This window comes from Peribacillus huizhouensis, assembly GCF_014138605.1.
GTDB lineage: Bacteria > Bacillota > Bacilli > Bacillales > DSM-1321 > Peribacillus > Peribacillus huizhouensis.
Map to the genome: position 1 here is coordinate 176,653 of NZ_JACJHX010000005.1, position 13,403 is coordinate 190,055.

Below are 13,403 nucleotides of genomic sequence, written 5' to 3' on the forward strand. Positions count from 1 at the left end.
ATTAGGTCCAGGGCGGTCATAAAAAAGTACTATGATTTCATAATCAGTTATCTATAGTTAAGTTGGATAACGGTGAATAGCATAAGGTTAAAATATTTGTTGGAGGTGGGGCTCATGAAGTGGTGGGTAGTCCAATTAACATTATTCTTGAATGATTTAGATGAATATGATGGAAATTCTGAGAATCTGCAGGAGATATTTAACAGTATTAAAAAAATGTAGAGTAACTTAATACGTAATAAATGTAGTATTAACCCATTCAAATTTGTTAATGATAATAAAGGAGGGGGTGTGATATCATGGCTCAAGATGTTTTATGTGAGGTAAATAACTGCAAGTATTGGGATTCTGGTAATCAATGTAAAGCCGAGTCCATTTATGTAGTAAGTCATAAGGGCAAAGAAGCATCCAATAGCGAAGAAACGGATTGCAAAACATTTGTTCCTGAAGTTTAAGTAAAATTTGCGAGGATGTCCGATTGGATCTAGCCTAGCACACAACAAACAGTTTATCCACTTTAGTGTAAATTGTTTGTCGTAGCTGTGGGGTAGATCTGTATAGGGCATCCTTTTCCTATTTATCCCGCATTAACGGGCAGTAAAACCTTCACTTTAATGCTTAGAGGGATCGAAGGAGCTTAGGTGCGAATAACTTGCCCGTAAATGCCCGATTGGTGATAATAGCGACACTAGAGCGGACTAACAATTAGTAATGAAGAAAATCCTTACTAATTGAAGTTTCTCTTTATAGTATTGATAATAACAATCATTTTCATTCAATCTTATGGAAATTAATTTTAAATGGACTTTATCGACTTTTCAAAAGGGAATAAGTATGGATACGTATGAAACGAAGGCCATAAAAAATTAATTTTTATCCCGCATTAACCGAAAGTAGCCCCCGCATTCTTCCACATTATGAATTCTTTTAGACCTTGAGTGGCTATCTCTTATCAATTTAGTGAATAAAGCACTCCCTTTTTTTTGGAAGTATCCGTTTTTATAATGTGAACTAAACAATCCCTATTAATTTATCTAAAAAATAATCTAATCCCCTTCAAGCTGAACGAGGTTAGAACAATATGGTGATTAATTAAAATTATCAAAATTATTGTTTACAAAATGACTAGAGCATAATAAGATATTAAATATAAAAGTTTACTCGGTGCAACAAATTTGTCGATGTGTTAAATATTTAAGCTCGGTCTAAAAACATAACTCTAACTATAATCTATGACTTTAGGAAAGACCTTGTATCCTGCATTAACAGGTAGTAAGCCCCCTACTTTAAGACTTAGAAGAATCGAAGAAGCGTAGGTGAGGCTAACTGCTCGTAAAAGCCCGATTGGGTCAGCTAAAGAAGAAAGCCTTCACTGATTGAAGTTTCATTTAATAGAACATTATGAAGTAAGGAGTTGTCTAGAAAATGACGTATGCAATGTCTGTTCAAAATTTATTTGTTTCTTATCATGGCAATGAAGCTTTACGTAATATAAATTTCAACATTGAAAAAGGGAATTTGGTAGGTATTATTGGACCAAATGGAGCAGGGAAGTCTACACTCCTTAAATCTTTACTTGAACTGATTCCAAAAGATCAAGGTACAGTTGTAGTGTTTGGTAAATCAATCAATGAAATGCGTAAAAAAATTGCTTACGTTCCACAACGGAGTGATATGGATTGGACCTTCCCCATATCAGTGATTGATACAGTTCTTCTCGGAACTTATCCGAGTTTAGGCGTATTTCGCCGACCGAAAAAGAAACATAGAGAATGGTCCTACCACTGTTTAGAAAAGGTCGGAATGGAGAAATTTAGTCAGCGGCAAATTGGAGAGCTCTCCGGTGGACAGCAGCAGCGTGTTTTCCTTGCGAGAGCGCTAGCGCAGAAAGCAGATTTATTTTGCTTAGATGAGCCATTCGTTGGGATTGATATTACAAGTGAGGAAACGATCGTGAGAATTCTAAAAGAGTTACGTGACGAGGGAAAGTCCGTGTTTGTTGTTCATCATGATTTGAGTAAAGCAAATACTTATTTTGATGAACTTATATTATTAAATAAGGAGCTTATTGATGTAGGCCCTGTTAGTGAGGTATTTCGTCCTGAAATTATGATGAAAGCTTACGAATCACAACTTACATTTATGAAACAAAATGAGGTGACCGTCTAATGGAGTTTATCCATGCATTATTGGAATATACGTTTTTACAAAAGGCCTTATTAACCTCGGTAATGGTTGGGATTATATGTGGTGTGATTGGCTGCTTTATCATTCTAAGGGGAATGGCATTGATGGGAGATGCTATATCACATGCAGTGCTACCAGGGGTAGCCATATCCTACATGCTGGGTATAAACTTTTTCTTCGGAGCAGTGTTAACCGGGGTCCTAACTGCCGTTGGAATAGGATATGTTAGTCAAAATAGCCGGATCAAAAATGATGCTGCCATTGGGATTATTTTCACAGCATTTTTTGCCATTGGGATTATTCTTATTTCATTGGTCAAAAGCTCAACTGATCTATACCATATATTATTTGGCAATGTGCTGGCCGTCCGTACTTCAGATATGTGGATCACATTAGTTATTGGGATTATTATTCTCGCAGCAGTCTATTTCTTCTATAAAGAATTGCTTGTCAGTTCTTTCGATCCAACCATGTCAGCTGCATATGGATTACCTAATCGTTTAATTCACTACTTCTTAATGACATTATTAACGATGGTAACGGTCGCTTCGTTACAAACTGTTGGTGTCATTCTCGTTGTCGCGATGTTAATTACACCTGCTGCAACAGCCTATCTACTGACCAATCGTTTATCGGTCATGATTTTCATGTCTGCAGCATTTGGCGCAATATCAGCAATTTTCGGTTTGTTTTTAAGTCTTATTTACAATGTAGCCTCTGGAGCGGCGATCGTCTTGGTCAGCGCATTTCTCTTTACTTTGGCATTTTTATTCTCACCTAAACAAGGTGTGCTTTTTAGAACAATTAGAGCAAGAAAGGTGAAATCTGCATTACGAGATAAGTCATACTCTTAAAGGATCATAAAAAGTTAAAAAAAGGAGGGGAACGCAATGAAAAAAATCGGGTTATTATTTTTAATTGCACTATTTGTAATCAGTGGATGCTCACCAAAAGCGAACACATCCACAAAAGAGAAGGATGATAAATTAAAAGTAGTCACGACTTACTCCATTCTTTACGATATTGTAAAAAATGTCGGTGGTGATAAAATCGACATTTACAGCATTGTACCTGTTGGAACGGATCCGCATGAGTATGATCCATTGCCACGAGATCTTCAAAAAACAGCGGACGCTGACATCGTATTTCAGAATGGATTGAACTTAGAAACCGGAAACGGATGGTTTGATCGACTGCTTGAAACAACAGGAAAAAGCGGCAAAGATGCACCTGTATATGTATTAAGCAAGGGAGTTGAGCCTAAATATTTAACTTCTAAAGGAAAAGAAACAGAACAAGATCCACATGCTTGGTTAAATATAGAAAATGGTATTAAATACGCAAAAAACGCGCGTGATGTGTTAATCGAGAAAGATCCTACGAATAAAGAAACTTATCAAAAAAATGCTGAAAAGTACATGAATGAGTTACAAAAGCTACATGACGATGCAGTTAGTCGATTTGCCGATATTCCAGAACAGCGCCGTGTATTAGTCACAAGTGAAGGGGCGTTCAAGTATTTTTCAGCTGCTTATGGACTTGACGCTCAATATATTTGGGAAATTAATACTGAAAACCAAGGAACGCCAGATCAAATGAAACGGATCGTTGATATTGTGAAGGAGAAGAAAGTTCCTGCATTATTCGTGGAAACAAGTGTAGATCCGAGAAGCATGGAAAGTCTTTCAGGTGAAACCGGAGTTAAAATTAAAGGCAAAGTATTTACAGATTCAACAGGAAAACCAGGTCATGATGGAGATAGTTATCTTAAAATGATGAAATGGAATTTAGAGATGATTCATAGTGGATTAGAATAAGAAAATCGCATTCACGAAAAAACTCCTCCTATGTGGCAGAATTTAGCACTTGGGGGAGTTTTCTTCGCTAAGTAGATAATAAATCAGCTGCTTTTCAATGCTTGTCTGTTACGACGTTGTTCAACTTCAGCTGCAATTTTCAATCCATGGAATCGTCCATCTTCAATATAAACACGATTGGTAATGCCTCCTGTTACAACACCCGCAAGAAAAACATTTGTAACGTTTGTTTCATAAGTGTCTGGATTAAAGGTAGGTACTAATGTCTGAGAATCAATTGTAATCCCCATGTTTTGAAGCATTGTTGTATCTGGTTGATAGCCAATCAGTGAAAATACATAGTCATTTGGAATTGTGACCGGACCATCTGGAGTTTGTATGCAAACGTTTGTTTCATTGATCTCCTCAACACTGGAATCAGGATAAAATTTTATTTTTTCCTTTTCGACAAAATTTCGGATATCCAACAGTAAAGATGGTTTAATTCCTTTATAAACAGTGTCCCCACGATGGACAAGTGTGACACGCGCCCCGTTTCGATACAGGTCAATCGCTGCTTCAACAGCGGAGTTCTTCCCGCCAACTACGGTTACGTCTTGGCCGTGGAAGGAATGTCCTTCTTTGTAATAGTGCATAACTTTATCTAGGTTTTCCCCTTCAACACCGATTCTTTTCGGATGATCAAAGATTCCGGTAGCGATGACAATCATTCGTGTCTGATAGGAACTATTTGTACCCATTCGATCAACGGTATATACAGTATAAGAATCTTCATCTTTTGAAACATGTTCAACTTTTTGATGGCATTTAATATTAATAGCTTGTCGTTCTGTAACGAGTCGATAATATTTTAACAACTCTGTTCGTGTCGGGCGTACTTCTTGAGATAAGAATGGGATATTTCCTATTTCCAAACGATCTGAAGTACTGTAGAAGCGCATATCCAATGGACAATTAACAATGGAATTCACAATCGCTTCTTTTTCAATAATGACATAACTGATCCTTTTTTCTTGTAAAGCAAGGCCAGTAGCTAAGCCGCATGGCCCGCCGCCGATAATGACAACATCATACATGATCTGATAATCCTCCATTTATAATTTCTCCTAATTACTTCATTTTTACCTATGTAGAGGCTAAGGATACTTTCCCTGGTTTTTTTTTGCAATAATCAATTGTGTTCATACGTAGATACTTGAAAAGTACTACTATTATTTGAGAATAAATTATATGTCGTACTGTCATAATTAAAGAATCCAATTTCCGCGTTCTGTTGCTTGATTTAATAATTTGAAAAATTTGTAACACTAGAATTAGCAATGATTTGATTTTTTAAGTTATATCCACTCCGACCAGATGATATTGTGAATTTTTTATAAAAAGGACTGTCATAAAACTTGCATAATCGGTGTAAGGATAATAGTATAAGCATTGATGTTTGTAAAAATCCCATTCAATATGTATATCCGTGTTACAGATTGGGATAATCGTGTCACATGTATGATTACATAGGGGAATTTCTAAGAGAATAATTTGCCACTTAGGTACATTCGTGTTACGTATTTCGAAAAGTGTGTCACTTTTATGAGAATTTGGCAATGAATTTTATAAATGCAATACAAAGCAGTTCGTTCTTTGATTTGCATAAAGAAAAAAGGAGGGCATATGCTTAGATTTATTGTTTCAAGATTAAGTGAATCGATTGTAGTACTTCTTATTGGAAGTATTCTCTGTTTTGCGTTTATTCGAATGCTGCCGGGTAGTCCTGCAGCAGCCATGTATGGTGATCAGCTTCAAAAAATGAGCAAGGCTGACCAGATCCGTATTGCTGAAAATCTAGGTTTGGATGAACCTATTTATACTCAGTATGCTAAGTGGTTCATGGGTGTGCTACAAGGAGATTGGGGACGGTCATACAACACGGGTGAAGAAGTAAAAATGATGATCGCTCATGCGGTTGAACCGACCATTATCCTTATGTTAGCGGCTGCAGTTATCACGATCGTCTTGTCTCTTTTTTTAGGAGTTATCACCGGTCTCCGGCGTTATTCGTTTTTTGACCATGCTGTCACCGTTGCTTCTTTTATCTTCATGTCGCTTCCATCATTTTGGTTTGCTTTAATGCTCATGCTATTCTTCTCCGTTTATTTAGGAGTATTACCAACATCTGGGATGGGGCAAGGAGGAATAGGAGATTGGTTGAAACATCTTATTATGCCTGCTTTTATTCTGGGCTTGTCCCATATTGGTTATTATATCCGTATATTGCGCAACCACATCGCTGTCACACAGGAAAAAGAGTTTGTTTGGGCTCTTCAGGCACGCGGTATTTCTAAGAGAACGATTCTTTGGAAACATATCTTTCCAAATGCTTCAATTCCCTATCTTTCCTTTATGGGGATGTCGCTTTCACTTTCATTAGCTGGTTCAGTTGTGGTAGAAACATTGTTTTCATGGCCAGGTCTTGGGAGACTTTCATTAAAAGCAGCGCTTGCACATGATTATCCGGTTTTATTGGCAGCCATATTACTGAGTATGAGTATCGTCATTATTGGTAGTTTCATGGTGGATCTCATTTGTGCCTGGATTGATCCGAGACTGCGGCGGCATCTGTTGAAGGAGGAAGGCAGATGAGTGAAAAAAGAAAATGGCTTGTAAATGGTCTTCTGTGTTATCTCTTGTTCTTGCTTTTGGCGACAATATTGGCGCCTGTATTAACATCTTATGATCCACTTTCGATAGGATTAGCGAAAACTTTGCAACCGCCAAGTGCTGCTCATTTATTTGGAACGGATGAACTGGGCCGTGATGTATTGACACGATTGTTGTACGGGGGGCGGATATCACTTACTGTTGGAGCGGCGGCTATGATCATTGCAATTGTGATTGGCGCAGGATTCGGGGTTATCAGTGGATTTTTAGGCGGAGTGGCCGACCGAATCATGATGAGAATACTTGATGCACTCCTAAGCATTCCGAGCATCCTGCTAATGATCGGTATTCAAGTATTTATCCCATCCAGCTTGCTTTCAGTTGTTGTTATTATCGGCATGACAAGTTGGATGCCGATCGCCCGTTTAATCCGAACAGAAATAATGTCGTTGAAAGGAGAAACTTTCATCCAAGCTTCAGTTGTGGTTGGAGCTTCATCAACTCAACTACTCACTCGACATTTACTGCCACAGTGCTTACCTACAATTATCGTGATGTCCATTAGCGGAGTGAGCCATGCCATTTTATCAGAGGCCACTTTAAGCTTTTTAGGGATTGGCATACCTCCCCACGAACCGTCATGGGGAAATATGTTAATGGGGGCGCAAAGTTATTTATTATCTGGCGCATGGTGGATTGCATTGTTTCCAGGCCTGCTAATTACCTGTACGGTTCTAGCGGTTACTTTTTTAGGTGATGTACTGCAAGACCGATTTGCACTACCACAAATAAAGAAAGGAGGGAGAAAATGAAGGAATATCTATTAATAGTTGAGGACCTTTCTATACAGCTTCAGAATGATCATGAGGAACAGCAGCTTTTGGATCATGTTTCATTTGTTGTACCGACAGGAGAAATTGTTGCCATTATTGGTGAAAGTGGTTCTGGAAAAAGTATCACTGCAAAAGCCATGCTTAATTTACTGCCAAAAGGGATGGCCATCTCTTCCGGTAAGATTGAATTTAATCATAAAAACGTGCTTACTATGAACAAAAAGCAAAGGCAATTTTATCGCGGAACGCAAGTGGGATTTGTGTTTCAAGATACATCTGCTACCTTTGATGCCTTGCGAACCATTGGGCAGCATTTTTTGGAGCTATTCTCCACTCATACGGAACTTTCCAAGAAAGAAGTAAAAGAGCGGGCGATTCGATTATTGGAGGATATGCAGTTACAAAACGCAGAAAATGTATATGAATCGTATCCGTTTGAACTTTCAGGGGGGATGCGGCAGCGTGTTCAGCTTGCACTTGCTTTGGCACTTAATCCTCTGTTGCTGATTGCAGATGAACCGACAACAGCACTAGACTCGCGTATTCAGGCGGAAGTCCTTCATCTAATCAAGGATTGGAGCACCCGCACAGGAGGCAGCGTTCTTTTTATCACACATGACCTCGGAGTGGTCGCGGAGATGGCAGATTACGTTGTTGTTTTGAAAAATGGAACGGTTGTCGAGACTGCCCCCGTGGTTCCATTATTTGATCAGCCCGTTCACGAGCACACGAAGCAATTGCTACACTATCACCGGGAACTTACAAATATACGTGAGCAGCTAAATCAAGCCGTTGGTGGGCCACTCGTCACAGTAGAAAATGTAGGTAAAGCTTATTTTAAAAAGAAATGGTTTCGCAAGCAATCTATACAAGCAGTGAGAGATGTCAGCTTTCACATTCAAAAAGGGGAGATTGTTGGGTTGATTGGTGAGAGTGGTAGTGGAAAAAGCACCCTTTCCCGCTTACTATTGCAATTAGAGCCTTATGAGCAGGGGAAAATCACCTGGCATGGCGACCCTCCATTTCGAAAAGGTGTGCAATGGGTACATCAGGATCCACTAGCATCATTTGATCCTCGCTGGAATGTAGAGAAAATTGTTGGAGAAGGACTGGATTATTGGAAAGAGAAAAGTGACAACAAACACAAGAAAGTTAAGGAAGTATTGCAGAAGGTCGGTCTGCATGAAAAAATCTGTTCCGTGTACCCTTATGAGCTTTCAGGAGGAATGAAGCAGCGAGTTGCGATTGCAAGGGCACTTCTATTGGAGCCGGAGCTTCTCATTTTAGATGAGCCGTTTGCCAGCTTAGATATGAGTTCTCAAGCAAGAATGTTGTCACTTTTGCAGGAGATTAACAAAAAGGGAAAAACGGCCATTCTCTTTATTTCTCATGATATTCGCGCAGCAATGGCACTTTGCCATCGTATTCTCGTTATGGATGATGGAAGAATTGTTGAAGAGGCAAATGCAAATGAGCTAAGTTCTTCAATAAATTTCTATACAAATTGTTTATTATCGTCGATGCTCACTTTGCATCCTAGTGATCGAATACATGAAAAAAACAAATTGGGGGGAAAAGAATATGCAATTCAAAAAAACTAAAACGGTACTTATATCAACATTTGTCTCAAGTATGTTGTTACTTTCAGGATGTGTTGGGGACAAGGCTGGAGAGAAATCTGCAGATAAATCCCAAACAACCAAACAGCTTGTCTATGGAATAGAGGCGGAAATCGAACAGGTAAATCCAGTACTAGATGAAGAAGAGCATAGCGAGCTTGATAGCTTAATCTTCCGGGGCCTTACAAAACCGACAGCAAATAATGAAATTGTTGCGGACTTGGCTACAGATTGGGAAATTTCATCTGATCAGTTGACTTACACATTTACGCTGCGTGATGATGCAAAATGGCAGGATGGAGAGCCTGTCACAGCCGAAGATGTTAAATTCACATTAGATAAAATCACCGATCCAAAGACAAATTCACCGATTTCAGGTGATTTCAATGAAATAAAGGCAGTTAATGTCCTTAAAGAAAATCAAGTACAAATTATCTTAAGTAATCCATTTCCGGCTTTGCTTGACAAGCTGAAGGTCGGCATTGTTCCAAAACACATTTTGCAAGATGAAGATATTAACACAACGGATTTTAACCAGAATCCAGTTGGAAATGGACCGTTTAAACTGAAAGAGTGGAGCAATGATCATACAATTACAGTCGAGCGCAGCGACACTTATTATGGCGTGAAACCAAAGCTTGATGAAGTCGTTTTTAAACCGGTACCGGACGCTAATACACGTGCATTACAATTAAAGACAGGAGAGATTGATCTTGCTCTTATGGAACCTAATCAACTTGCAAGTGTAAAAGCAGCAGATGACTTTACTGTTAAGACGATTTCAACAGCAGATTACCGGGCCGTCATGTACAATTTCCGCAATCCTTTATTCAAGGATGCAAGAATTCGTCAAGCAATGAATTTAGGAATTGACCGCGAAGCAATTGTAAAGGGCATGTTAGCGGGGAAAGGGGAGCCAGCCTACGGTCCGCTACAAAAATCATGGGCTAATGCACCGCAAAAAGACATGTATTCTTATCAGCCCGAAAAAGCAAATACATTACTAGAAGATGCAGGTTGGAAAAAAGGGAGCGATGGTGTACGTGTTAAAGATGGTAAACGCTTGGAGTTTGAACTAGTTTCACCAATAAGTGATCCTGTCAGGGTGGCGCTTGCCAATGTTGTAGCAGAACAATTGAAGCCGCTCGGGGTTTCAGTCATCTTAAAGCCATTGGATTGGTCGGCGATTAAAATTGAAGAAGCGGATGCCTTTATGATTGGTTGGGGCAGTCCATTTGATCCCGATGATCACACATACCGCATTTTCCACAGCAGCCAAATTGGTGACGGTCTTTATAATTTGAATGCATACCAAAATGCAAAAGTAGATCAGCTATTAACAGATGCGCGGATTAATACGGATAAAGAGAAGCGAACAAAAATTTATGAGCAGTTCCAACAGGAGTTAGCAATAGATCCCGCTTTTAATTTTCTTGTATATATAGATGCTTTATATGGTGTAAATAAACAAGTGAGTGGCATTACTACTCGTACATTAGGGCATCATGGATCTGGAGTTTTATGGAATATTGAAGAATGGGATAAACAATAGGGGGACGATGCAATGGAAGATTCAGCATTAAAAAGATTTGGAGTTTCCATGGAGGGTCATTTACTTCGAAAATTTGATCACTTAGTCCAACAGAAAGGGTACGAAAATCGTTCTGAAGCTGTCCGTGATCTTGTACGTGACGCCCTTATTCAACAGACATGGGAAGAGGAAGAACAAATTGTGGCGGGAAGCATCCTTTTATTTTACAACCATCACCAAAGAAATCTGCTAGATGAACTTACAAAAGTCCAACATGATATGCACGATTTTATCTTGGCCACTACACACTTCCATTTGGATCACGCCAGTTGTCTTGAACTTATCGTAGTAAAGGGAAAAGCGAAAGACATTCAGCAGCTCAGTAATAAATTGACAAGTTTAAAAGGTGTCGGTTATGGAAAATTTACAGTGGCACCAGTTGAGCAAGTATAATGAATGGAGTTTTTTCATGTTTAACAGGTATAATTGCTTCACCTTAATTTGAGAGACAGCGAACCTTGCCGATGTATAAGCAGAAGATTATCGACAATAGAAGATAACTATCCATCCGTGAGAAATGATTAAATCACGGATGGAGGTTGCATTTGATTGTAATAATGAATATGAAAATTGGGATCACCCGGTTATAGAAAGTAAATTTTTAAAAATGGGATATATGAAGAATTATACAATTGATTTTTAGAAGAAGTATGATGAGAAACGGACAAAATATTTTAAAGGAGACAAGTGAGAGAGACTGTATATTGCGGTATGTTAATCGATTGTTTATGTACTCATGATAACTATACGAAAACGGTATTTCGTTTATTATGTAGTTTGCTATTGATCCTTATTTCTGTAATTGGAATTCGAAAGTACATTACGTAAGGAAGGGAGTCGTTGATGAATTGAAGGGGAGAGACTGGAAAGACTTTATATGGAATCGGTATATTTTAGGTGTTTTAGTAATCCATGTCTTAGGAATCATAGCGTTATTTACAGTAGCTCCTACTCATCCAACGTTTATTGGCTTGGGGATCGCAGCGTATGTGTTTGGTATTCGTCATGCGTTTGATATTGATCATATTGCTGCAGTTGACAACACCATTCGTAAATTAGTTGCACAAAAGAAAGATTCAAGAGGAGTCGGATTCTACTTCTCATTAGGACATTCAACAGTCGTCTTTTTATTAGCTGTAATAACAGCTGTATCTGTTAAGTTTGTTGCTAAATACATGTCTAGCATGCAAGAAATAGGTGGCATTATCGGTGTTACAGTATCTGGCGTTTTTTTAGTATTTTTAGCGATATTAAATTTAATGTTATTTATTCAACTATGGAAAATTTTCCGCCGGTTGAAAGAAGAAAAAGTATCTGAAGCAGATTTAGAGAAAATGTTTGAGGCTAAAGGCTTTTTTACACGTTATTTAAAGCCATTATTTAAAGTGGTGACAAAAAGCTGGCATATATATCCGATTGGGTTCTTATTTGGTTTAGGATTCGATACAGCAACAGAAATTTCCTTATTGACGATGTCAGCTGGTGCAGCAAAAAGTAACTTACCTGTGCTCGGGATTATTTCACTTCCATTATTATTTGCAGCTGGTATGAGTTTATTTGATACGTTAGATGGCATAATGATGACGAAAAGTTATGCTTGGGCACATAATAAACCAGTTCGAAAAGTTTACTACAATTTAACAGTAACGGCGATTTCAGTTGTTGCGGCACTAGTGGTAGGGATTGTTGAACTTGCACAAATTACAACAGAAAAACTGCATTTATCAGGTGGATTGTGGAATGATATTTCAGCAATCGATTTTGGGAATTTAGGCTATTTTTTAGTGGCTGCCTTTTTAATTATTTGGGGTGTATCCGTATTTATCTGGAAATATTACAAGATCGAAGAGCGTTATACACTTAAATAATTCTTTATTGTAACTGAATGCCTGATTTTTCACTCTGGGTGGCACGAGTCTAAACAGGAAAAAAGACGATTTTCCCTTAGGTAAAGGTAAAATGGTCTTTTTTGTAGTGTTTATCCCGCATTAACGAGCAGCCCCCCACCTCAAGGTTTAGAAGAATCGGAGAAGTGTAGGTGGGGTCAACTGGCCAATCTAGTTGCGGCTCCTAGCCTTACTTAAGATCATAAGCTGTAATACTCTGTGGCAAACTACGCCACGCCGTATTCCATCTTATGCTTGTGGACTATCAGAGGATGTGTTGGCGTCTCTGTTGCTCGCAGGACGTGAGCGATCTTAGGAGACGTTCCTACATTAGTCGCCTCGCTTTTTAAAGTAAATGCCCGATTGGTGAGATACAGTGAAACTTACCTTTGTAGTCTTCAAAGGTAAAGTTTGCGTCCATAGGATGTGGGTCACACAGACGAAAGACTAAAGGACGTGGCGTACTTAGTCTGTGATTCATTGAACCCTAGTTCGTACTGTCGATTGAAGGGAAAGCGAAGATCTTAGCGACAGTCGAACGGGACTAACAATCAGTGGAACACTGATTGAAGTTTTACTTTATTTTATGTTGTGGGCACTTGAAAAAATGAATCGAGTCTGACCCATAAGGATTGAATTAGACCCTTTTTAAGACAACTTCATCTGATGAACCGAGCAGTGATGGTTCTTTAATGCGAGTAAGACATATAATTGTCATAAAAATAAGGTTTTCCTGATTGTTGAGTGTAATTCATATATGTATACTGGAAATATAAATGTTAGAGTTTGTTAATAATTGTTATGGTTTGTTTTGGTTT

11 protein-coding genes are annotated in these 13,403 nt (G+C 38.6%); 10 read left to right on the forward strand and 1 reads right to left on the reverse strand.

Translation table 11 applies throughout. The features are described 5' to 3' along the window. Nucleotides 1-299 precede the first annotated feature (299 nt). The 4 genes from HNP81_RS10280 to HNP81_RS10295 all read left to right on the forward strand — a co-directional run bounded on the left by HNP81_RS10280 (nt 300) and on the right by HNP81_RS10295 (nt 4,004). On the forward strand, nt 300-455 hold the full coding sequence (locus HNP81_RS10280; protein ID WP_084552472.1) for a DUF1540 domain-containing protein: 156 nt from the start codon (nt 300-302) through the stop codon (nt 453-455). Nucleotides 456-1,425: 970 nt separating this feature from the next. Continuing rightward, nucleotides 1,426-2,169, forward strand: coding sequence for a metal ABC transporter ATP-binding protein (locus HNP81_RS10285; protein WP_182502570.1), 744 nt, complete (start codon nt 1,426-1,428; stop codon nt 2,167-2,169). Continuing rightward, entirely contained in the window at nt 2,169-3,041 is an 873-nt protein-coding gene (locus tag HNP81_RS10290) for a metal ABC transporter permease (protein ID WP_028393640.1), read from the forward strand. The genes HNP81_RS10285 and HNP81_RS10290 overlap by 1 nt, the downstream gene beginning before the upstream one ends. A gap of 36 nt (nt 3,042-3,077) precedes the next feature. Next, the gene (locus HNP81_RS10295; protein ID WP_182502571.1) at nt 3,078-4,004 is read left to right on the forward strand and encodes a metal ABC transporter substrate-binding protein; all 927 of its coding nucleotides are present in this window, start codon (nt 3,078-3,080) and stop codon (nt 4,002-4,004) included. Nucleotides 4,005-4,087: 83 nt separating this feature from the next. Here the strand turns inward: HNP81_RS10295 and HNP81_RS10300 are convergent, their stop codons facing one another. After that, nucleotides 4,088-5,098, reverse strand: coding sequence for a YpdA family putative bacillithiol disulfide reductase (locus HNP81_RS10300; RefSeq protein WP_182502572.1), 1,011 nt, complete (start codon nt 5,096-5,098; stop codon nt 4,088-4,090). Between the two features lie 571 nt (nt 5,099-5,669). Here HNP81_RS10300 and HNP81_RS10305 point away from each other — a divergent pair. The 6 genes from HNP81_RS10305 (at nt 5,670) to HNP81_RS10330 (ending at nt 12,567) form a co-directional block, all read left to right on the forward strand. Next, on the forward strand, nt 5,670-6,638 hold the full coding sequence (locus HNP81_RS10305) for an ABC transporter permease (RefSeq protein ID WP_182502573.1): 969 nt from the start codon (nt 5,670-5,672) through the stop codon (nt 6,636-6,638). Then, entirely contained in the window at nt 6,635-7,468 is an 834-nt protein-coding gene (locus HNP81_RS10310) for an ABC transporter permease (protein WP_028393644.1), read from the forward strand. Before HNP81_RS10305 ends, HNP81_RS10310 begins: the two co-directional genes overlap by 4 nt. Further along, nucleotides 7,465-9,090, forward strand: a complete 1,626-nt coding sequence (gene nikE / locus HNP81_RS10315) for a nickel ABC transporter ATP-binding protein NikE (protein ID WP_182502574.1) — start codon at nt 7,465-7,467, stop codon at nt 9,088-9,090. Before HNP81_RS10310 ends, nikE begins: the two co-directional genes overlap by 4 nt. Continuing rightward, nucleotides 9,071-10,660 carry an ABC transporter substrate-binding protein gene (locus HNP81_RS10320; protein ID WP_182502575.1) on the forward strand — a complete coding sequence of 530 codons (1,590 nt, stop codon included), beginning with the start codon at nt 9,071-9,073 and terminating at the stop codon, nt 10,658-10,660. Before nikE ends, HNP81_RS10320 begins: the two co-directional genes overlap by 20 nt. A gap of 12 nt (nt 10,661-10,672) precedes the next feature. Next, nucleotides 10,673-11,092 (forward strand): nickel-responsive transcriptional regulator NikR, encoded by a 420-nt coding sequence (gene nikR, locus HNP81_RS10325; protein ID WP_028393646.1) that lies wholly within the window; start codon nt 10,673-10,675, stop codon nt 11,090-11,092. A gap of 455 nt (nt 11,093-11,547) precedes the next feature. Further along, the gene (locus tag HNP81_RS10330) at nt 11,548-12,567 is read left to right on the forward strand and encodes a HoxN/HupN/NixA family nickel/cobalt transporter (RefSeq protein ID WP_182502576.1); all 1,020 of its coding nucleotides are present in this window, start codon (nt 11,548-11,550) and stop codon (nt 12,565-12,567) included. The last annotated feature ends 836 nt before the right edge of the window (nt 12,568-13,403 follow it).